Annotated in this window: 16 protein-coding genes, 2 tRNA genes and 2 pseudogenes; 15 read left to right on the top strand and 5 right to left on the bottom strand. The window is 57.5% G+C overall.

Features of this window, described 5'->3' with window-relative positions:
• The first annotated feature begins 49 nt into the window (after window positions 1–49).
• The 5 genes and pseudogenes from tpiA to BST95_RS18570 form a co-directional block, all read left to right on the top strand.
• A complete protein-coding gene (tpiA, locus tag BST95_RS18590; RefSeq protein WP_084200900.1) occupies window positions 50–790 on the top strand; it encodes a triose-phosphate isomerase in 741 nt (246 codons plus the stop codon).
• 45 nt (window positions 791–835) lie between these two features.
• Window positions 836–1,228, top strand: coding sequence for a preprotein translocase subunit SecG (gene secG, locus BST95_RS18585; RefSeq protein ID WP_084200899.1), 393 nt, complete (start codon window positions 836–838; stop codon window positions 1,226–1,228).
• 8 nt (window positions 1,229–1,236) lie between these two features.
• Window positions 1,237–1,322, top strand: a tRNA-Leu gene (locus BST95_RS18580).
• A gap of 119 nt (window positions 1,323–1,441) precedes the next feature.
• Window positions 1,442–1,678, top strand: a complete 237-nt coding sequence (locus BST95_RS21465) for a DUF6538 domain-containing protein (RefSeq protein ID WP_084200898.1) — start codon at window positions 1,442–1,444, stop codon at window positions 1,676–1,678.
• Window positions 1,675–1,813: pseudogene (locus BST95_RS18570) on the top strand (transposase); the annotation flags it as partial. The gene BST95_RS21465 and the pseudogene BST95_RS18570, both read left to right, overlap by 4 nt.
• A gap of 456 nt (window positions 1,814–2,269) precedes the next feature.
• Here BST95_RS18570 and BST95_RS18565 read toward each other — a convergent pair.
• The 3 genes and pseudogenes from BST95_RS18565 to BST95_RS18555 all read right to left on the bottom strand — a co-directional run bounded on the left by BST95_RS18565 (window position 2,270) and on the right by BST95_RS18555 (window position 5,624).
• Window positions 2,270–3,352 carry a phytanoyl-CoA dioxygenase family protein gene (locus BST95_RS18565; RefSeq protein WP_169843998.1) on the bottom strand — a complete coding sequence of 361 codons (1,083 nt, stop codon included), beginning with the start codon at window positions 3,350–3,352 and terminating at the stop codon, window positions 2,270–2,272.
• Between the two features lie 365 nt (window positions 3,353–3,717).
• A pseudogene (locus tag BST95_RS21460) lies at window positions 3,718–3,882 on the bottom strand (IS6 family transposase); the annotation flags it as partial.
• 197 nt (window positions 3,883–4,079) lie between these two features.
• Window positions 4,080–5,624: a transposase gene (locus BST95_RS18555; protein ID WP_084200895.1), complete on the bottom strand. Its 1,545-nt coding sequence runs from the start codon at window positions 5,622–5,624 to the stop codon at window positions 4,080–4,082.
• Between the two features lie 610 nt (window positions 5,625–6,234).
• On the opposite strand from BST95_RS18555, the gene BST95_RS18550 reads away from it, so the two are divergent.
• From BST95_RS18550 to BST95_RS18505, 10 genes are all read left to right on the top strand, one after another.
• Window positions 6,235–7,230 (top strand): MDR family oxidoreductase, encoded by a 996-nt coding sequence (locus BST95_RS18550; RefSeq protein WP_084200894.1) that lies wholly within the window; start codon window positions 6,235–6,237, stop codon window positions 7,228–7,230.
• Window positions 7,231–7,395: 165 nt separating this feature from the next.
• Window positions 7,396–7,472, top strand: a tRNA-Met gene (locus tag BST95_RS18545).
• A gap of 120 nt (window positions 7,473–7,592) precedes the next feature.
• Window positions 7,593–8,048 (top strand): ribosome maturation factor RimP, encoded by a 456-nt coding sequence (gene rimP / locus BST95_RS18540; RefSeq protein ID WP_084200893.1) that lies wholly within the window; start codon window positions 7,593–7,595, stop codon window positions 8,046–8,048.
• Window positions 8,049–8,075: 27 nt separating this feature from the next.
• Window positions 8,076–9,569, top strand: a complete 1,494-nt coding sequence (gene nusA / locus BST95_RS18535; RefSeq protein WP_084200892.1) for a transcription termination factor NusA — start codon at window positions 8,076–8,078, stop codon at window positions 9,567–9,569.
• A gap of 48 nt (window positions 9,570–9,617) precedes the next feature.
• Window positions 9,618–12,338, top strand: a complete 2,721-nt coding sequence (gene infB / locus BST95_RS18530; protein ID WP_084200891.1) for a translation initiation factor IF-2 — start codon at window positions 9,618–9,620, stop codon at window positions 12,336–12,338.
• A gap of 18 nt (window positions 12,339–12,356) precedes the next feature.
• Window positions 12,357–12,752: a 30S ribosome-binding factor RbfA gene (rbfA, locus tag BST95_RS18525; protein ID WP_066059871.1), complete on the top strand. Its 396-nt coding sequence runs from the start codon at window positions 12,357–12,359 to the stop codon at window positions 12,750–12,752.
• Window positions 12,753–12,755: 3 nt separating this feature from the next.
• Window positions 12,756–13,685, top strand: coding sequence for a tRNA pseudouridine(55) synthase TruB (gene truB / locus BST95_RS18520; RefSeq protein ID WP_084200890.1), 930 nt, complete (start codon window positions 12,756–12,758; stop codon window positions 13,683–13,685).
• Between the two features lie 263 nt (window positions 13,686–13,948).
• Complete coding sequence (rpsO, locus tag BST95_RS18515; RefSeq protein WP_066059875.1) at window positions 13,949–14,218, top strand: 30S ribosomal protein S15; 270 nt, start codon at window positions 13,949–13,951, stop codon at window positions 14,216–14,218.
• Between the two features lie 60 nt (window positions 14,219–14,278).
• Entirely contained in the window at window positions 14,279–16,402 is a 2,124-nt protein-coding gene (gene pnp / locus BST95_RS18510; protein WP_066059879.1) for a polyribonucleotide nucleotidyltransferase, read from the top strand.
• Window positions 16,403–16,547: 145 nt separating this feature from the next.
• Entirely contained in the window at window positions 16,548–18,284 is a 1,737-nt protein-coding gene (locus BST95_RS18505; RefSeq protein ID WP_084200889.1) for an O-linked N-acetylglucosamine transferase family protein, read from the top strand.
• A 22-nt stretch (window positions 18,285–18,306) separates the two neighbouring features.
• Here the strand turns inward: BST95_RS18505 and acs are convergent, their stop codons facing one another.
• Window positions 18,307–20,238 (bottom strand): acetate--CoA ligase, encoded by a 1,932-nt coding sequence (gene acs, locus BST95_RS18500; RefSeq protein WP_084200888.1) that lies wholly within the window; start codon window positions 20,236–20,238, stop codon window positions 18,307–18,309.
• Between the two features lie 861 nt (window positions 20,239–21,099).
• Window positions 21,100–22,194 carry a redox-regulated ATPase YchF gene (gene ychF, locus BST95_RS18495; RefSeq protein WP_066059885.1) on the bottom strand — a complete coding sequence of 365 codons (1,095 nt, stop codon included), beginning with the start codon at window positions 22,192–22,194 and terminating at the stop codon, window positions 21,100–21,102.
• Window positions 22,195–22,215 lie beyond the last annotated feature (21 nt).

Raw genomic sequence — 22,215 nt, 5'->3', positions numbered from 1 at the left:
GCGGCAACTTGGTTAAGATTGCCGCCGCTTTTTTGACCCGGGGGTGAGCATGCGCAGGCCGCTAGTAGCAGGAAACTGGAAAATGCATGGCTCTCGGGACAGTGTCGGCACGTTGCTGAACGGCTTGATGGCCCAGAGCGTCCCTGAGACTGTAGATGTCGCGGTATGCCCTACTTACGTGCACCTGGACCAGGCTGTCGCAGCCTGTGCCAACAGCGTTATTGCTGTTGGCGCCCAGGATTGCTGGCATGCTGAACCGGGTGCCTATACCGGAGATGTGGCGGCAGTGATGCTGGAGGAGCTGGGCTGTGAATGGGTGATTCTCGGACACTCCGAGCGCCGCAGCTACCACGCCGAGGCAGATGCGTTGATAGCGGCCAAATTGCAGGCGGCAGCGGCGGCAGGTTTAAAGCCGATTGTCTGTGTCGGTGAGACACTCGACCAGCGTGAATCGGGCGAGGCTGAGGCAGTGGTTGCAAGACAGTTGCGGGGCAGCCTTGAAGGTGCCGTTGGCACCGCAGGACTGGTCATCGCCTACGAGCCGGTCTGGGCGATTGGTACAGGCCTGACGGCCTCGCCAGAGCAGGCTCAGCAAATGCATGCGTTTATTCGCAAGCAACTGCAGGATCTGGGAGTGGATGCGCAGCAGACGCGTATTCTGTACGGTGGCAGCGTGAAGCCCGGTAATGCCGGCGAGCTGTTTGCCCAGGATGACATTGATGGCGCCCTTGTGGGCGGCGCGGCCCTGAAGGCCGAAGATTTTAACGCGATTATCGCGGCCGCAGGCTGAAGGCCTGACGGAACGATTGGAGCAGCCCGCTGGGGCTGAGAGGAAATGGAACAGATTATTTTGGTAGTACACCTGCTGGTAGCGCTGGCCATTATTGGCCTGATCATGCTGCAGCAGGGCAAGGGTGCGGATATGGGAGCCTCTTTTGGCGCCGGCGCTTCGCAGACCCTGTTCGGTAGCGACGGCAGCGGTAATGTACTGACTCGCGCTACCGCCTGGCTGACGGCCCTGTTTTTCGCCACCAGCTTTGGTCTGGCCCTGATCGCCACCAATGCGGTAGCGCCCAGCAACGATTTGGGTATTGAAATTCCCGCGGCAAGCATGCAGGCTGAGCAGCCCGCCGCAGTCGAGGAACTGCCGGTGGTTGATGAAGACCTTCCCGCTGCAGTGGGAACTGCACAGGAAGCAGGCGAAGAGGATCTTCCCGACCTGAACTAAACAGACACGCCGAAGTGGTGGAATTGGTAGACACGCTATCTTGAGGGGGTAGTGAGCTATGCTCGTGCGGGTTCAAGTCCCGCCTTCGGCACCAACATTCCTGAAAAGCCCGTCATACGGGCTCTCAGAGGCTCTCAGAGCCATTCTTGCCCCAGGTGATACGGTGGGTGGTACGGTGAAGCTGAATGATTGATCTCAAGAAGGGGTCAATCCATGAACAATCAACGCTTCCTAGTTCGCAATCGCCACGGGTCCACGTGGCACACACGTATACATATCCCCAGGCACCTTCAGCTCATGTTCAGTGGGCGCAAAGAAGTCAGAAAATCAACGAAATGCGAAGACAAACGCCAGGCGGGCCGGGTGGCTGGTTTGTGGTGGGCGCAATACCAGGTTCTATTCCAAGAGATTGAAAAGCAAATGAGTAAGAAGGACGTCATTCGCCAGTAGATTTCATTGCACGATTGGCGGCACTAGTGCCTAAACCAAGAATCAACCTCACCCGCTACCACGGCGTCCTGGTCCTGCGCGGCCCGACCGAACCACCGATGGCGCGGGGAGGTCACTCCGGCCAGACATGGCAAGGCACTTAAGGCGGGCGCAAATGCGGTAGTAAGGACACCGGCCGACCGCCATGCGGCCAGCGCCTGTCCGGCCACTCCTGATGCCCCCAACCAGGGCGCCACCTCCCACGCAGTCTCTTTTCGCAGGAAGCGAACTCCCAAACCCCTATCAGTAAAGACGCCACTGAAAAACCCACGGCACAGCCTACTGCGGGCTCTCGTTCAGGGATAGACGAATATGAATTGCGAGAGCACCTTAGCCAACAACGTCTCGGGCCCATAGGCGGATATTTCGAGAATTTCTACATCTCAGTTAGCATGATCAGTGAGGAAACCTACTCCCAGCAGGCCGTTTATTTGTCCTATACTTCAATTTTCGTCGCAAGCCCCTCATTGTTCCTCCGGCTCCTGCCGGATCGCCAGCTTTACAATGGGGCGGATGATGCGAGGTGAGTTAGAAATATTAGCCACCCTGTTATCAAAACAACAACGGCTGCTGGGCTTCTGGCGCCAATGAGGCGGCAAAAAACCAAGATTCCACCGCATAACGATGATGTTTATCGACGGTACCAAACCCGGTTCGATGTAGATTGAAGTGATCGAAAAATACCGCATCGCCTGGTGCAAAGCGGGGTCTTTGTACTGGATAATGCCCTGCAATCTCATCGACCAGACCCTGCCCGACTGTCCAGTCAAACGGCGCATTATGAGTACCGGTTGGATATATTTTGCGACTGTTATCCGCAACAATATCAATACCTGGTGCCTCGGCGCCCTCGCCGCAGTCGGTGAGCGACAGCCACAGGTTAACTGTACGGATATTTTGGCCCATAAAGCGGCCATCTTGGTGCCATCCTGATTCGCCGCCGTTATTGGGAGGCACGCAACGCATCACCCATTTTCTCACTGACAGCATTGCTGGCTCACCAAAGTACTCCTGCAGAATCTCCCGCAGCCCGAGATCGCGATATATTGTTGCCAGCCCGAAAGCGGCAGGCGGCGAATCAACGGCCCATACAGACCGATCGTATTTAACAAGGCTGCCCTCAACTTCCGGCGATCGCTTATACCAGGCGGCATCCTCCGCTGGGATCGTTGTATGTTCGTCGGCCTGACTATCATGTGCGTAAACAGCTTTGCTAATCCACTCTCTCACTTCATCAGCGCGGTCGTTGTTCAGTAGACCGCGAACAATCAGACCGCCTTTTCCCAGTATGCCGGAGCGCAGGGCGTCAGCGCTCAGTTCCGACGCTGAAATTTCAGGCAGGCCTGGGGCATTGTCGAATCGATTATCGGCTTCTGCACTCCAGGACACCGGGGGTCTCTCAAGTTGCCTGAATCCTGCGACCCTCATGCTCACTAATTCTCTTTCGAGCCTGCGGCTTGAATAAGCGCGGTTTGCCTGCATAAGATAGTCGATCGCTGCCAGCGGCCCATTGGCCGCAATCAGCGTTTGCGCCTGTTCGAGTACGGCGTCTATATCCCGTTCATTCTTAGTGATGTCTGTAGACATTTTTTGTACACCCGGAAACCTCAGCATTACATAGCTGAGTATGAACAATACCACACCTAATCGGCTTATTACTCTATAGGATTGAGTGGTATGCCAGTTTGAAAACCATGGTCTCATAGGGCGGCAGTAGAAGAATAAAAACATGAAGCTAGACTATCGACCAGAAATCGGCAGGTCGAAGGCGGTCGGCCGCTGCCGTTCAAGTCCTTCTGGTCCCACCATCTTTCTATAGATTTTATAGACTAACTGCTTAGAGCGTCCGACTATGGGTACTGACTCAGAGACTGTAGTGGTGGGTGTGACCAGATCTGCTCGAATATAACCGGGTGGTTGGATACCTCGGATGTTCCCCGCCAAAGCTCACGGGCCGGTTCTGACAAGTTAACTCTTCCAGGACGCCGAAGAACTAGCTTTCAATATGAGGCAACCGCCCTGCTCCATTCACTGAACGCACTTATCCTCAAATCCCGGTAATGCTGGGCGCGTACAAGGTGTCTTCCCAAATTGAACAGATTACTGAGGGCAGCATGAGCAGTCACGCCCCTCTGGGCTTGGCTCATCGACTTAAATCGCCGCATAAGTATAGGAAAAATAAACGGCCTAATGGGAGTAGATCTTCTCGCCTATTCTGTTGACTTAGCTGGATAAGTTCGCGAATTAACTGTTTATTGTCCTGAGAATATGTTCGCGGCTTTGAGCTTGCCATTCCTATCCGTTAATTCTTGAAGGAAGGCGCGCAACAGCCCATGCCGCGCGTTATTTGGTGGCTTCCTTGCTAAATGGCTGCGGTTGAGCTGGAATCCTTACCAGCGAAAAGAGGCAATGCCTCAGGTGGTGCCCTGGGAGGAGGTGTGAGCAATGGGAGCGGTGCAATGTCCTGTTCCTTCTCTCGAAGGTGAGCCAGAATTCTATCGATAACGTCCTGGTCCTCTATGCAGGCGATCACTTTGGGGGATCCGCCGCAGCGACTGCAAACTTCAATATCGATATTGGATACTCGTTTGAGTCGCTGGACCCAGGTCATCGCAGCGTGATGCTCGACAGTTGAGCGTACTTCATCATTGGGTATGCGCTTCACATCTTTGCCACGTTTGGCCGGGGTGACCTCCCCACGCCACCGGTGGTTGGGGGCCAGCACGCCGTGATAGCGGGTAAGATTAACGCGGGGCTTAGGCGCCAGGGCAGCCAAACGTGCGATGAAATCCACCGGCTCGAATGCCAATTGCGTGGTGCCATCCCGGTAGGGCGTCTTCAGGGTGTAGACCACCTTGCCGGTGGAGCTGAGTGATAGACGCGGTGTGGCGACAGCAGGGCGGGAAATGTACCGACACAGCCGCTCACGCTTGTCCTTTTGATGTCCTTCACAGCTCACCCCGGCGTGTAGCGAGAATCCATTGGCCTTGGCCACCCGCTCCAGTCCGGGATCAGGTCTGTCAAGGGGACGTATGGTGCGAATCATGAACGCTTTACGTCCCTGCTGTGGCCCGACGGCTATGCGGTAGGAGACGGAACTACCCAGAATTTGGGGCATGGCGTCGGTGTCCTCGGCGGGGTCGAGGTCCAGCCAGGCGCTCTCGGTATCCTGTTCCAGCAAGCCCTGGCGTTCCAGGCAGCGACCTACACGCTGGCTGATCAACTGAACCAGATCCTCCAACTCGCTCTTGTCCGGTGCTTTGACGCGGCGAAATCGGGGTGGTCGATTGTTGCGATACACATAGACACCATCCAGAAACAGGATGTGGAAATGTATGTTGAGGTTCAGGGCGGATCCGAAGCGCTGGATCAGTGTTACTGCACCGGTCGCCACGTCCTTGAGCCGGTATCCAGCTTTGTGGATCAGATGTGTAGAAATTGCGCGGTAAATGATGCCCAGTACCTTGCCCATTGCCTGGGGATTAGCAGCGAACAGGTATCGTAGGGGGAAGGGGAAGCTGATGACCCACTGGCGAGGCGGTACATCGGGAAGCACTTCATCCGGCAGAAGGGCCGCTGTCTCGGCCATCCGGCGGGCGCCACAGCTCGGGCAGAATCCTCGCTTCTTGCAGGAGAACGCCACGAGCCGCTCGAAGTGACACTTATCGCAACGTACCCGCAGGAACCCGTGTTTGAGGCGACCGCATTTGAGATACGCTTCAAACTCTCGATGGACATGAGCCGGCAGACTTTTGCCCTGAAATTCCAATTGCTCAACCAGGATGGGGTAGTGTTTCTCTACAAGTTGGTAGAGCAGAGTTTGCTCTGGGCGATGGCGTTCATAGGTGGCGTGACCAAGGGCGTGCCCATAAACAGGGGCAGACCCTCCTTTGCCTGGTGAAAGCATGCTGCGTCGACTCCAACAGAGTTGAAGTCAAACACAGTGGGGCCGTGAGCTTTGGCTGGGAACATCTGAAGTATCCAACCGCTTGGCTATGTTCAAGCAGTTCTGGTCACACCCACCGACTCCTGTCTATGAGTCAGTACCCATCGTCGCATGGTGTATTTTATAGAAAACCTATAAAAATCAATAAAATGGTGAACCCAAAAGGACTTGACCGGGCTGGCGCCCCAGCGGCAGCGGCCGCCGAGTCGTTGGACCGCTGTCATTCTCTAATCTATTGAGTTAAAGGAAGATAAATGATTTCCTCCCAGTGCCCAGCGTCGTCCCATTCGGCGCACCATCTAAAAGAAAGGGCTCCTATTCAGGGGCCCTTTTTTATTACTACCGCAGCTACGCCGATGCGTAGTACTCGTGCGGCCCGGGTCGGGCGCGTTAAGTCCCGCCTTCGGCACCATCTAAAAGAAAGGGCTCCTGATTCAGGGACCCTTTTCTATTGCTACCGCAGCTGCGCTGGCGGCATCAGTTGTATGTCTGGGTATTCCGACGATGGTCGTATTCGCACCGCAGGGCGCTATGGCCTATGCTTGCCCGCAACTTTACTCAGGAGTAGCTCATGACAGACGTATTTAATGCCATTGTCGCCGAAGACGTCGACGGCAAAACCGTTGCTTCCCTGAAGCAGATTACTGACGCGCAGTTACCGGATCTTCCCGTATTGGTTGAAGTCGCCTATTCCACTATCAATTACAAGGACGGCCTGGCGCTGGCAGGCGCAGCACCGATTTGCCGTAAGCTGCCGCTGATTTGCGGCATTGATCTTGCCGGTACCGTGCTCGAATCTGCCGATCCTGCGTTCTCTGCCGGTGACAAGATATTGGTGAACGGGTATGGCCTGTCTGAGGTGCACAATGGCGGCTATAGCCAGCGGCAGCGGTTGAATCCCGATTGGATTGTGCGGGTGCCTGAGAGTATGAGCCTCAGTGACACCATGGCACTGGGGACCGCCGGATACACCTCCATGCTTTGCGTGCAGGGCTTGCAGGATCAGGGGGTGACCCCCGAAGACGGCCCGATCCTCGTGACGGGCGCAGCCGGCGGCGTTGGCTCGGTAGCGGTATCGCTGCTGGCGGGGCTGGGTTACGAGGTGCATGCCAGCACCGGCCGGGTGGAGGCCCAGGGCCATTTCCTGCGCGGTCTCGGCGCGAGTGCCCTGGTGCCACGGCAGGATCTTGCTCGCGACAGCAAGCCTCTCGAAAAGGAGCTCTGGGCCGGTGTGGTCGACACTGTGGGTGATAAGGTGTTGGCCACAGCAATTGCCCAGACCTGCTACGAGGGTGTGGTCACAGCCTGCGGGTTAGCTGGCGGGGCGGGACTGTCCAGTTCAGTGATGCCCTTTATCCTCCGCGGGGTCACATTGCGGGGCATAGATTCGGTCATGGCCTCACAGGCGCGCAGGCAGCGGGCATGGGATGCATTGGCTGAAACCATGAACCGTGAGCACCTGGCATCGCTGTCGGCGACAGTGCCAATGAGCGGCCTTTTGGAGCTCGCGCCCAGCATCCTGGCGGGCGAGGTGGCGGGGCGTCTGATCGTGGACGTAAATGCCTGATTTTTGGCCAATTGCCGCCGGCAAAAATACCCTGAAAAAGAGTCCGAAATCCGGTTGACCCGGGTAGGGTCGATACCTATAATGCACAGCCTCGAATTTGGGGCGGGATGACGAGCCCGCCCTGATTGTGATTGCCGAGGGGCTTTCACAGCGAGACAGTTTTGATGCGGGGTGGAGCAGCCTGGTAGCTCGTCGGGCTCATAACCCGAAGGTCGTCGGTTCAAATCCGGCCCCCGCTACCAATACATGGTGCCAGCTCCAATTATTTTGGCACCGTGACGAAAAAGCCCCTTTTTAGGGGCTTTTTCGTTTGTGGAAAAAAGCTCCTGCCTGGGGCTTTTTCTGAATTTGAGAGAGGCCCGATGGCGAGCAAAGCGCAACAGGTTGAGGAGTTACTGGCACCGACAGTGGAAGCGATGGGCTTCGAGCTGTGGGGGCTGGAGTATCTGTCTCAGGGCAGGCATACCCTGCTGCGCGTATACATCGAGCACGAAGACGGTATCTCTGTTGATCACTGTGCCGCTGTGAGTGAGCAGGTCAGCAGCGTACTGGATGTTGAGGACCCAATTACGGGGGAGTACACCCTGGAAGTGTCCTCACCCGGCATGGATCGGTTGCTGTTCAAGCTCGAGCAGTACTCGGCGTATGTCGGCGAGACGATAGAAATTCGCTTGCGCACGGCCTATGAAGGACGGCGCAAGTTTACAGGCATTCTAAAAGGGACCGAGGGCGAGGATGTGGTTGTCCATGTAGACGATCACGAATACCTGCTGCCCCACAGCGCGATCGAAAAAGCGCGTGTACAACCCCGCGTATAACGCGGCATTGAACTGGCGAGGCTAGAGATGACAAAGGAAATTCTGCTGGTAGCGGAGGCTGTCTCCAACGAGAAGGGCGTGTCCGAGGACATTATCTTCGAGGCGATTGAGCTGGCGTTGGCAACGGCTACCAAGAAGCGCTACGACGAAGATTCCGATATCGAGGTCGCTATCGACCGCGCTACCGGCGACTACGTCACCAAGCGTCGCTGGCTGGTGGTTCCCGACGAGGAACTGGCGCTGCTGGGTACCCAGTTCACCACTGAAGAAGCCGCGGAGAAAGATACCTCCCTGGTTCCCGGTGACATTTACGAAGAAGTGGTCGAGAACGTCGGTTTTGGCCGCATTGCCGCACAGACTGCCAAACAGGTGATCGTGCAGCGTGTCCGCGATGCCGAGCGCGCCCAGGTGGTTGAGCAATACATGGATCGGGTCGGCGAATTGGTTGCCGGCAGCGTGAAGAAAGTGACCCGCGATAACGTCATCGTGGACCTGGGCAACAACGCAGAGGGCCTGTTGCCCCGCGATCAGCTCGTGGGCCGTGAGACGTTTCGCGTTAATGATCGTGTCCGCGCCATTCTCAAAGAAATCAGCACAGAATCGCGTGGCCCGCAGCTGATCCTGAGCCGCGCCTGCCCTGAGATGCTGATCGAGCTGTTCAAGATCGAAGTGCCGGAAATTTCCGAAGAAGTGATTCAGATTCGCGCAGCGGCCCGTGATCCGGGTTCACGTGCCAAGATCGCGGTTAAAACCAACGACCAGCGCATCGATCCTGTCGGCGCCTGTGTCGGTATGCGCGGCTCGCGTGTTCAGGCGGTATCCAACGAACTGGACAACGAGCGCGTCGATATCGTGCTGTGGGACGACAACCCCGCGCAACTGGTGATTAATGCTATGGCACCCGCCGAGGTGGAATCCATTGTTGTCGATGAAGACTCCGGCACCATGGACGTCGCCGTATCGGAAGACAACCTGGCCCAGGCGATAGGTCGCTCAGGGCAGAACGTTCGCCTCGCGAGCGAGCTGACACAGTGGACCATTAACGTTATGAGCCTGGAAGAGGCCGCTGAGAAGCACGAGGCGGAAGCAGGCCAGGTGATTGGTGTGTTCTGCCAGCAGCTGGACGTTGACGAGGAAGTCGCCGAAATCCTGGTGGAAGAAGGCTTTACCACGCTCGAGGAAGTGGCTTACGTGCCGCTTGAAGAAATGACCGCTATTGAGGGCTTCGACGAAGACATCGCCGAAGAGCTTCGCGCGCGTGCCAAGGACGCACTGCTGACTCAGGCGATTGCTTCTGAAGAGCAGCTGGGCGCAGTTGAGCCCGCGGAAGATCTGCTGACCATGGACGGCATGGACCGTCATCTGGCCTTTATCCTGGCCAGCCGTGGCATCGTGACCATGGAAGACCTCGCCGAGCAGGGCGTGGAAGACATTGCAGACATTGAAGATATGACAGAGGAGCGTGCAGGTGAGTTGATCATGACTGCACGCGCACCCTGGTTTGCCGAGGCCGGTGAGTAATCCGGTAGACACAAGCAAACATATACAGGGTATCGAGGAGAAGATTGCATGGCGCAAGTGACAGTACAGCAACTCGCAGAAGTCGTGGGAGCATCCACCGATCGTCTGCTTACGCAGATGAAGGAAGCCGGCCTGCCCCATACTGACGCCGCGGAGGCTGTCTCAGATGAAGACAAGCAGACGCTGCTTGCCTTTTTAAAGCGCAGCCACGGTGAGTCCACCGATGCGCCCAAGCGCATTACGCTGAAGCGTAAAACGCTGAGCACGCTGAAGACATCCGGCTCACAAGGCAAAAAGACCGTGGCCGTTGAGGTGCGCAAGAAGCGTACTTATGTGAAGCGTGACCCGGCAGAGATTGAAGCCGAAGCGGCTGCCGCAGCAGAGGCAGCGGCCGAAGAAGCAGCAGCGGTCGAGAAGGCTGCAGAGGAAGCTGCTGCGGCTGAAGCCGCCGCGACCGAAGCCGCTGAGGCTGCTGAGAAAGCTGCCGCAGAGGCAGAGGCAGCGGCTGCAGAAGCCGAAGCCGCCGAAGCAGAAGCCGAAGCAGCTGCAGCAGAGGCGGCAGCCCCGGCTGAAGACGCCGAGGTTGAGGAAGACCCCGCCAATATTGATCCTGAAGTTTTGCGTCAGCGCGCTGCCGCGCGCCGCAAGAAGCAGGAAGCTGAACAAGCTGCCGCCCGCAAGGCTGCACTGGAAGCAAAGAAAGCAGAAGAAGAGCGCAAGAAAGCCGAAGCTGCTGCCAAGGCCAAGGAAGCGGCCTCAAAAGACGCTACCAAGCGTCCCAAGCGTCTGCACGATGCACCCACCACAACGACCGTGGATCGCAAGAAGAAGCCGCATGCACGCCCTGATCGGAATGCGCCCCAGGGTCGCGGTAAGCAGCGCGGACACAATCTCTCGCTGTCAGATCTGGACCGGGCTGAGTCCGGCATGGGTCGCCGTCGCGGCCGCAAGAAGCTGAAAGCTGCCCACGAGGAGCATTCCAAGCACGGCTTTGAGCTCCCCACCGCGAAGAAAGCCGTAGAAGTAGAAGTGGGCGAAATGATCTCTGTGGGCGATCTCGCCGCGCAGATGTCGATCAAGGCCGGTGAAGTCATCAAGCAGCTTATGGGGCTGGGTGTGATGGCGACCATCAACCAGATGATTGACCAGGATACTGCCACGCTGGTCGTCGAGGAATTGGGCCACAGCGTTAAAGCTGTTAGTTCTGAAGCTCTGGAAGAGAGCCTGGAAGAATCCCTGGCTCAGCACGAAGGTACCGAGGAGTCTCGCGCGCCTGTGGTTACTGTTATGGGTCACGTCGACCACGGTAAGACTTCGCTGCTCGACTATATCCGCAAGAGCCATGTTGCCTCTGGCGAGGCCGGTGGTATTACTCAGCATATCGGTGCATACCACGTAGAAACCGATCACGGCATGATCTCGTTCCTCGACACGCCAGGCCACGCCGCGTTTACCGCGATGCGTGCCCGCGGTGCCAAGAGTACTGACATCGTGATTCTGGTCGTGGCGGCAGACGACGGCGTTATGCCCCAGACTGAAGAAGCGGTGAACCATGCTCGCGCAGCTGAAGTGCCTCTCATTGTTGCCGTGAACAAGATGGACAAAGAGGGCGCCGACCCCGATCGCGTTAAGAATGAGCTGGCAGCGAAAGATGTTATCCCTGAAGACTGGGGTGGCGATGTCCAGTTTATCCCCGTATCTGCGCTGACCGGTGAAGGTATTAGCGAACTTCTCGACGCGGTATTGCTGCAGTCTGAGATGCTCGAATTGACCGCTGCGCGCGACGTGCCTGCCCAGGGTATTGTGATCGAGTCACGCCTTGATAAGGGCCGTGGTTCGGTGGCGTCACTGCTGGTGCAGAGCGGCACCCTGCGTCAGGGCGACATCGTCCTGGCTGGCCTGCAATATGGCCGCGTGCGCGCCATGCTCGACGAAAACGGGCAGCCCATTAAAGAGGCCGGCCCGAGTATTCCGGTCGAGATTCTCGGCCTCGATGGCACACCGGACGCCGGTGATCAGTTCGCCGCGGTAGAGAACGAGCGCCAGGCGCGTGAGCTGGCCGACTTCCGTCAGGAGAAAAGCCGCGATACCAAGTTGGCCCGTCAGCAGGCGGCCAAGCTGGATAATATGTTTGAAGCTATGGGTGCCGGCGATCGCAAGACCCTCAACGTGGTGGTCAAGGCCGATGTGCGCGGATCCCTGGAAGCGATCCAGGCTTCACTGCTCGACCTTGGCAACGACGAGGTACAGGTAAACATTGTATCGGGCGGTGTCGGTGGTATTACCGAAACTGACGTTACTCTGGCGATTACCTCCAATGCAGTCATGTTTGGCTTCAACGTCCGTGCCGATGCCTCGGCCCGTAAAGTGGTTGAGAACGAAGGCGTCGACCTGCGTTACTACAATGTCATCTACGACCTGCTGGACGATGTGAAGTCGGCCCTGTCAGGCATGCTGGCACCGGAATTGCGCGAAGAAATCGTGGGTATTGCCGAAGTGCGCGATGTGTTCCGTTCGCCGAAGTTTGGCCAGATCGCTGGCTGCATGGTCACCGAAGGTACCGTTTACCGTTCCAAGCCCATCCGCGTACTGCGCGACAGCGTGGTGATTTATGAAGGTGAGCTGGAATCCCTGCGCCGCTTCAAGGATGACGCTAATGAAGTCCGTAATGGCATGGAATGTGGTATCGGCGTGAAGAACTACACAGATGTGAAGGTCGGCGACCAGATCGAAGTGTACGAAGTGAAGGAGATTGCGCGCTCGCTGTAAGCGAGTGCCGCAGCTGTCATGGCCAAGGAATACGCCAGAACCCAGCGCGTTGCAGATTATCTGCAGCGGGAACTGGCGGCGCTGATCCAGCACGAAGTGCGCGACCCCAGGGTGGGTATGGTCAGCATCACGGGCGTCGATGTCAGCAAGGACCTCGGTCACGCCCGGGTCTACTATACTTCGATGGATTCCAATTCCTCGACAGAGGCAGAGGAGACTACCGAGGCACTGAACCGCGCTGCAGGCTTTTTGCGCAGTCAGCTGTCCCGCGATAGCAGCATGCGCCGCCTGCCTTCACTGCGATTTTATTTCGATTCCAGTGTGGGCCGTGGCCGACATCTGGAAGACCTGATCCAGCGCGCTGCCAAAGCTGACGAAGAGCTCGGCTTGCGCGATGGCGAAGGGGAGCAGTAAACGGTGGCAAGGCGCCGCCGTGGCAGACCGATTGATGGCATTCTGGTTTTGGATAAGCCCCTGGGGCTGAGTTCCAACCGAGCGCTGCAAACGGCCAAACATTTATATTTCGCCGCCAAGGCCGGGCACACAGGTAGCCTAGATCCGCTGGCGACAGGGGTATTACCCCTGTGCTTTGGTGAGGCCACCAAGTTTTCCCAGTATTTGCTGGATGCAGACAAGGCCTATACCAGTACGTTTACGCTGGGCACCGCAACCGCCAGTGGCGATGCCGATGGCGAAATATTGGAGCAAATGGATGCCAGCCACATTAGTGAGTGCGATGTGGCGACAGCATTGGAACAGTTTCGAGGTGAGATCGAACAGGTCCCCTCGATGTACTCGGCCCTGAAGAAGGACGGGCAGCCGCTTTACAAGCTGGCGCGTCAGGGGATCGAGGTGGAGCGTAAGTCGCGTCGGGTGGTAATCAAACAGCTGGAGCTCCGTGAATTCAGAACCGGTGCAGCGCCTGAAGTGGATGTTTATATCGAGTGTACCAAGGGTACCTATGTACGCTCGATCGCCGAAGACCTGGGTAAGGCTCTTGAGTGTGGTGCGTTTGTCAGCGCACTGCGTCGCACCAAGGCAGGACCGTTCACACTGGATGACAGTGTGACGTTGCAGACGCTGGAAGCCCTCAAGGAGAATGAGGAGCTGCGGCAAATGGACGAGCTGCTGATGCCGGCCGATGCCGCATTGGAGGCCATGCCGCTGGTGCGGCTGAGTGAGTCCAGTGGATATTACATGCGCCAGGGCCAACCGGTCATGGTGCCAAACGCGCCCTGTGATGGTATGGTGCGCGTCGCTCTGGAAACCGGTGAGTTTTTGGGCATTGGAGAGATATTGGACGATGGGCGCGTGGCGCCGCGTCGTCTAGTGGTGGCCGCACAATAATATTGTCGGCTCACCACCCGGGGCAAGGATGCGCCGGCATTGGCCTTAGGCCAATGAAAGCCCTGAAGTTGCAAGAAAGCCCACGCGGTTTCGCCAGCATCTTCAGGGCGTGCAGCGCATGAGGCAGGACGCCGATTGCGGTGCTTGGTAGATAGTTGCCCACTGAGGGCAACGCGAACCTGTCTGTTAATCTGCACGGACAGGCTCTTTTTATAGGAAGGGTGGTTCGCCACCTGAGGCAGATTATTCAAGAGGAATAGAAAATGGCTTTGAACGCTGAACAGAAAGCAGCAATCGTAAATGAGTACCAGGTAGGCGAGGGCGACACTGGTTCCCCGGAAGTACAGGTAGCTCTGCTCACTGCAAACATCGAGCAGCTCCAGGGGCACTTCAAGTCGCACAAGCACGACCACCACTCCCGCCGCGGCCTGATCCGCATGGTAAACCAGCGTCGTAAATTGCTGGATTACCTCAAGCGCAAAGATGCAGCGCGCTACACTGACCTGATCAAACGACTCGGTCTGCGTCGCTAAGCATTACACACTTCCGGGGCCAAGGGGCCCCGGTTGTCATATTTGGAATTGGAGAAAAAAGTGAATCCTGTAACTAAGACTTTCCAGTACGGTGGACAGACCGTCACTCTGGAAACCGGCCGCATCGCCCGTCAGGCGACTGGTTCGGTTCTGGTGACCGTCGAGAATACCTCAGTACTGTGTACCGTTGTCGCGGAGAAGACCCAGCGCGAAGGTCGCGACTTCTTCCCCCTGGCTGTCCACTACGTTGAGAAAACCTACTCTGTAGGTAAAATCCCCGGCGGCTTCTTCAAGCGTGAAGCACGTCCCAGCGAGAAAGAGACTCTGACGTCCCGCTTGATCGACCGCCCGATTCGTCCGCTGTTCCCCGACGGCTTTATGAACGAAGTACAGGTTGTCTGTACTGTTATGTCCGCAGACAGCAGCATCGACCCTGACATCCCCGCGATGATCGGTACCTCGGCTGCGCTGGCGATCTCCGGTGCGCCGTTCAACGGCCCTATCGGCGGTGCGCGTGTTGGCTTTAGCGAAGACACGGGCTACATGCTCAACCCCACTTACGAACAGCTGGCTGAAAGCAAGCTGGACATGGTGGTTGCCGGTACTACAGACGCGGTACTCATGGTTGAATCGGAAGCCAAAGAGCTGACCGAAGACCAGATGTTGGGTGCGGTACTTTACGCCCACCAGGAAATGCAGACCGTGATCCAGGCGATCAACGAACTGGCCGCTGAAGCTGGCAAGCCCAAGTGGGAGTGGCAGGCGCCTGCAGTGAACGAAGAGTTGCTGACTGCCGTTGAAAACCAGGTGAAAGCAGATCTGGGCGATGCCTACCGCATTACCGAGAAGTCTGAGCGCTACGCTCGCGTCGGCGAGATTCGCGACGCGGCGGTAGAAGCACTGGTCACTGAAGAAGGCCCCTCCGCTGACGAAGTGAAGGAGCTGTTCAAGAAGATCGAAAAGAACCTGGTGCGCAAGCGCATCCTGGCGGGCGAGCCCCGCATCGATGGTCGCGACACCCGTACTGTTCGCGCGATTGCCTGTGAAGTTGACGTACTGTCCAAGGTTCACGGTTCTGCGCTGTTTACCCGTGGTGAAACCCAGGCCATCGGCGCCGTTACCCTGGGTTCCACTCGCGATGCACAGATCATCGACGCGTTGGAAGGCGAGCGTCGCGATCCGTTCATGCTGCACTACAACTTCCCTCCCTACTCCGTGGGTGAAGCGGGTCGTGTAGGCTTTACCAGCCGTCGTGAGATTGGTCACGGCCGTCTGGCGCGTCGCGGTCTGGCTGCAGTACTGCCCGGTGAAGAAGAATTCCCCTACACTGTCCGTGTTGTATCCGAGATCACTGAATCCAACGGTTCCAGCTCTATGGCTTCCGTCTGTGTCGGTTCTATGTCGCTGATGGCGGCAGGCGTACCTCTGAAGGCGCCGGTAGCAGGTATTGCGATGGGCCTGGTGAAAGACGGCAACCAGTTTGCCGTGCTGACCGATATCCTGGGTGACGAAGATCACCTGGGCGACATGGACTTCAAAGTAGCCGGTACCTCTGAAGGTGTTACAGCGCTGCAGATGGACATCAAGATCGAAGGTATCACTGCCCAGATCATGGAAACCGCTCTGGAACAGGCACAGCAGGCACGTCTGCACATCCTGGGCCAGATGAACGAAGTGATCTCTGAAGGTCGCCAGGTGACTTCACCTAACGCGCCTTCTATGGTGACCCTGAAGATCGACTCCGACAAGATCCGCGACGTAATCGGTAAAGGTGGCGCGACTATCCGCTCCATTACCGAAGAATCCGGCGCTACTGTCGACATCGACGACGACGGCACTGTGAAGATCTTCGGCCAGAATCAGGAAGCTCGCGACAAGGCGGTAGCCATGGTCGAAGAGATTACTGCTGAAGCAGAAGTCGGTGCGGTTTACACCGGTACTGTTGCCCGCATCGTTGATTTCGGTGCGTTCGTTACTATCCTGCCCGGCAAAGATGGCCTGGTACACATCTCCCAAATCGCCAATGAGCGTGTGGAGAATGTATCTGACCACCTGAGCGAAGGTCAGGAAGTACAGGTGAAAGTACTGGACGTAGACCAGCGCGGCCGCATCAAGCTCTCCATCAAGGAATTGCTGGAAGATGAGGCTGTCGAAGATTCTGCTGAAGACGCTGCCGAAGACTAAGCGCAGTCAGTAAGTTTACGAAAGGGCGTGCATAGCACGCCCTTTTTTTATGTCTTACGGTGCCTGCTTGCCCAGCTTTTGCTCGCAATCACGCGTGAAATGAATTACAAAATAGACCTGTTCCAGGGATATATCAGGTTGCGGGATGCCGCCTTCTAGAAACGCTCCGTGTCCGTGCGGAAGTGGGAAAAAATACAAGCGTTGCTGCCTCGCCGGCGGAGAATTTGAAAACGCAGGTCAGGAGACAATCTCCAATAATGACGTCATTAAGATCGCCAAGACAGCGCTGGATCTGGGCGACACTGCGCGCGCGTCCAGGGTGCTTCAGCCCCTGCTGGAAAAGACCAAGGCGTCTCCAGAGGTGCTTGCCCTGGCCGCGTCAGTGGCCATGCGGGCGAACGACTATGACAATGCCTGCGGGCTCATGGCGCGCGCGATCAAGGCTCGCCCCAATGACCCCAAGTACTTTTACAACTACGGTACGGCGCTGAGCATTGCCGGGCGTAACACTGAAGCACTGGAGGCCTTTAATCGGTCCCTGAAAATCAATCCTGATCTGTTGATTGTGTATCCGAACCGCGGCCATACGCTGCGTGACCTGGGTCGTTCTGCGGAAGCTGTTGAAAGCTACCTGAAGGTGTTTGGCGCAGCCAATGTCGACCTGGCGACCATGAGCCAGATACTGCTCAGCATGCACATGTTCTCGCAGTCCGATCACCAGCGGCTGTTCAATATGCACCGGCAACTCGCAGTAGCGATAAGCAAAGCCAATCCTCGGCTGGAGCAGAATCGCACCATTGATTCGGGTAAGAAAATTCGCATTGGTTATCTCTCGCCGCGCTTCTCCCGGGAGATTGTCGGGTACTTTTTTAAACCTTTGTTTGATCATCATGACCGCGAGCGTTTCGAAGTGTACCTCTACAATGCCACTCCCCGCACAGATGAACTGACAGAGTACTTCAGGGAGCGCGCTGATGCCTGGATAGACGTGGGTAAACTGTCTGATCAGGCCGCTGCCCAGCGGATTGTCGACGATGGTATCGATGTGCTGGTTGATCTTGCCGGCCACTCTCCGGAGAACCGCATTGGCATTATGGCCCGGAAGCCAGCGCCCGTGCAGGTGTCAATGCTCGACTACTTCGACACCACTGGTCTGGATACGATGGACTATTACGTCAGTGATGCGTTTTCCTCGCCACCCGATAGCGCTCAGCAATTCACCGAGGAATTGCTGTTATTGGATCAGCCGCGACTGGTCTATGAGGCGCCTGACTATGCGCCTGAGCCGGTATTCAATACGGCACTGGATGCGCCTCTCGTTTTCGGCTCCTTTAACCGACACCACAAGATGGTGCCCCACGTGATCGCCACCTGGTGCGCGCTGCTGAATGGCGTACCGGGATCGAGGTTGGTTCTAAAGGGCTCAGCATTTGGTGAGGCGGATTCCCAGACGGTGTTCCTGGAGCGCTTTGCAGAGCACGGTATCGGGGTTGAACGCATCGAGTTTCGTGGAATCTCACCCCACGCCGAGATGTTTGCCGAATATGGCGACATCGATATTGCTCTGGATACCTTTCCCTATAACGGCGGATTGACCACCTGTGAATCCCTGTGGATGGGCACGCCCGTGCTCACCTTGCTCGGCGAGCGCATCATCAGTCGCCAGACCGCCGGCATGTTGGCGAGCCTGGAAATAGAAGGCTTTACTGCCAGTGATGAGGAAGAGTTCGTCCGCCTGGGACAATATTGGTCAGAGCATCGCGAAGAACTTCTGGCCCTGCGCCAGGGGCTGCGGCCGAAAATGGTCGGGAGCCCGCTCACGAGTGCGGCGAGCTACACGGCAGATTTCGAACAGAAACTTTTATCGCGGGTGTCAGGATAGGGGGCTAACGCCCCCAAGAGATTCAACCAGGCCGATTAGCCACCAGGTTATCGACAACGGAGGGGTCCGCCAGCGTGCTGGTGTCGCCCAGGCTGTCCAGTTCATTCTCGGCGATCTTGCGCAGAATACGGCGCATGATTTTGCCCGAGCGGGTTTTGGGTAAACCCGGTGCCCACTGAATGATGTCCGGCTTGGCAATAGGGCCGATTTCCTTCACGCACAGCGCAATGAGTTCCTGGCGAAGTTCTTCGTTGGGCTCTACGCCCTGCATTGGTGTGACGTAGGCATAAATGCCCTGACCCTTGATATCGTGGGGGAAGCCCACTACGGCCGCTTCTGCAATCTCCTCGTGTAACACCAGTGCGCTTTCGACCTCCGCGGTACCCATACGGTGGCCGGACACATTGAGTACATCGTCGACCCGACCGGTAATCCAGTAGTAGCCGTCTTCATCACGCGTGGCGCCGTCGCCCGTGAAGTAGTAGCCCGGGTAGTTCCTGAAGTAGGTATCAATCAGTCGCTTGTGGTCACCGAATACGGTGCGTATCTGGCTCGGCCAGGAGCGCTTGACCACCAGGTAGCCCGCGCCGGGTCCCTCGATTTCGGAGCCGTCTTCGTTGAGCAGTGCCAACTCTACGCCGAAAAACGGGAAGGTGGCGGAGCCCGGCTTCAACGGCACAGCGCCAGGCAGTGGTGTAATCATGTGGGCGCCTGTTTCGGTCTGCCACCAGGTATCGATGATCGGACAGCGGCCGTCACCGACGACGCGGTGGTACCACTCCCAGGCTTCTGGGTTGATTGGCTCACCCACAGTGCCCAGCAGCCGCAGGCTAACGCGTGATGCGCGCGTTACCGGCTCATCGCCGACGGCCTGCAGGGCGCGAATGGCGGTAGGCGCCGTGTAGAACGTATTCACCTGGTGCTTGTCGACGACTTCCCAGCAGCGGCCTGCGTCGGGGTAGGTGGGTACGCCCTCGAACATCAGTGAGATGGCACCATTAGCCAGAGGGCCGTACACAATATAGGTATGCCCGGTTACCCAGCCCACATCGGCGGTACACCAGTAGATCTCGCCATCGCGATAGTCGAAGACGTATTTGAAGGTCATGGCGGCCTGCAGCAGGTAGCCGCCCGTGGTGTGCAGAACCCCTTTGGGTTTGCCGGTTGATCCAGAGGTGTAAAGAATAAACAGCGGGTCCTCGGCATCCATGGACTCCGGCTCGCAGTCGGTGCTCTGACCGTCCACCAGCTCGTGATACCAGACGTCGCGGTCTGCGTTCCAAGCGACATCGCCACTGGTACGCTCCACCACCAGACAGGTGTGCACGTTGGGACAGGCTTCGAGAGCCTTGTCGGCGTTAACCTTAAGTGGCACCTTGCGGCCACCGCGCACACCTTCATCGGCGGTGATGACGGTCTGACAGTCGGAGTCGAGGATGCGATCCTTGAGGGCTTCCGGGGAAAATCCGCCGAAGACAATGGAGTGCACGGCCCCGATGCGTGTACAGGCCAGCATGGCGTAAGCGGCCTCGGGAATCATCGGCATGTAAATGCACACGCGATCGCCCTTTTTGACGCCGCGCGCTTTGAGCGCGTTGGCGAGTTTGCAGACGTGGTCTTTCAGTTCAGCGTACGTGATGTGTTTGCTGTCAGCGGGGTCGTCACCTTCCCAGATCAGGGCGGTCTGGTCGGCGCGCTCGGGCAGGTGGCGATCGACACAGTTGTAGCTGACGTTCAGCTTGCCGCCGGCAAACCAGGCGGCTTCGCCTTTGATGAAGTCGTACTCCATGACCTTGTCCCAGGGCTGGTCCCAGGACAGGAAGTCATTGGCCATCTGGGAAAAGAAGCCATCGGGGTCATCGATGGAGCGCTGGTACATGGCCTTGTAGGTGTCGGCATCGATGTGCGCATCCTTGAAGTTGGCGGGTACCGGGTGGGTCGGAAACTCGGACATGGTTGTCCTCCGTGATTATTCTTTCAGTGGACTCTGGATTCTACTGTTACGCCAGTGCATGGCAAGCCGACTAAGGTCTAAGGTCTGCCAGATGGCTTCTTTCAGGCTAACCGTGAATGAGCTGTGGCATAGCACTTCTACGCGGCCACGCGCTCCACTCCGGCGGCTGCGGCCGCGGGGCAACTCGGGGTGGGATTGCTGCGCAATTCTCAAGCATCCCTCAAACACTTCTCGGAGAAAGTTCTAAGCTGTCTTTGTTGCGCACAAGCGTGGACTGACAGGAGGATGGGTTTAGGCTAGTCGTGAATGAGCTGTGGCTTAGCCCTTCTACGCGGCCACGTGCTCCACTCCAGCGGCTGCGGCCGCGGGGCAACTCGGGGTGGGATTGCTGCGCAATCCTAAAACACCCCTCAAACACTCCCCACGGAAAGCCCTCCGCCGCCTCCGCTGCGCACAAGCGTGACCTGAAGGCTTCGAAGCGCTAAACCACAGCTCATTCACTCATCCTGGATATAAGATAGAGCCCATGACTGGCGCACTACTTGTCAGTAGCCGGGGCAGGAGCGGGAGCGCAGTAAGTCTTCCCGGGATCGTCGGGAGCCATGGATGGTGCGGCCGGCGCTCCGGGACGCCGAAGCGTGCCATGGAGGGCCTTGAAGCGGTCCCGGGGAGGCTTACTGCGTTCCCGATCCGTGTCGTCTAAAAGAGACCACGATGATCACCGAGATTTTGCCTTACGTTGAGCGTGTGCGCCGTTTTGGGGACGGTCACTTAAGACCATTCGATTAGTAAAAAAACGTTGGGGAGAGTTTTGGTCCGGGAAGGTCTGAACCCTCCCGGGACCGAAGAGTAATAAGCCGATTAGACGTTAAAGCGGAAGTGGATGACGTCGCCATCCTGAACGATGTAGTCCTTGCCTTCCAGGCGCCAGCGACCGGCATCCTTGGCGCCTTGTTCGCCGCCGTGCTCGATAAAGTCGGCGTAGGAGATGACCTCAGCGCGAATAAAGCCCTTCTGGAAGTCGGTGTGGATGACACCGGCGGCTTCCGGGGCAGAGGCGCCCACCGGTACCGTCCAGGCGCGCACCTCCTTAACACCTGCAGTGAAATACGTGTGCAGGTTGAGCAGGTCGTAGCCTGCGCGAATCACGCGGTTCAGGCCCGGCTCTTCCATACCCAGGTCGGCCAAGAATTCGGTGCGCTCTTCGTCGTCCAGCTCAATGATTTCCGATTCGAGCTTGTTGCAGATCACCACGACGACCGCGTTCTCTTCAGCGGCGATGCCGCGCACCACATCCAGGTGTGGGTTGTTTTCGAAGCCGTCTTCGTCGACGTTAGCGATGTACATGGTGGGCTTAACAGTGAGCAGGAACAGCTGTTTTACCAGCGCCTCTTCGTTTTCGTCGAGGGACAGGGCGCGTACCGGTTTGGCTTCGTTCAGCTGGGGCAGGAGTTTGTCTTCCAGCAGCGCCTTCATGGCGATGGATTCCTTGTCGCCGCCTTTGGCCGTGCGGGTGACTTTCTGCAGTTGCTTCTCGCAGCTCTCCAGGTCGGCCAGCGCCAGCTCGGTATTGATGATTTCGATGTCGGCGGCGGGATCGATTTGGTTGGCCACGTGAATGACGTTCTCATCCTCGAAGCAGCGCACGACGTGGGCGATGGCGTCTGTCTCGCGGATATTGGCCAGGAACTGGTTGCCCAGGCCTTCGCCTTTGGATGCGCCGGCCACCAGGCCCGCGATGTCCACGAACTCCATGGTAGTGGCGATTTCTTTTTCCGGCGTCACGATCGCGGAGATCTTGTCCTGGCGCGGATCGGGGATCGGTACCACACCGGCGTTGGGCTCAATGGTGCAGAACGGGAAGTTCTCCGCGTCGATACCCGCGCGGGTGAGTGCGTTGAACAGGGTGGACTTGCCCACGTTGGGGAGGCCGACAATACCGCATTTGAAACCCATGGAAGTGTCCTTTGGTGCTGG

It is taken from the genome of Halioglobus japonicus (assembly GCF_001983995.1).
Taxonomy (GTDB): domain Bacteria; phylum Pseudomonadota; class Gammaproteobacteria; order Pseudomonadales; family Halieaceae; genus Halioglobus; species Halioglobus japonicus.
This window is presented reverse-complemented; position numbering and strand designations above follow the sequence as displayed.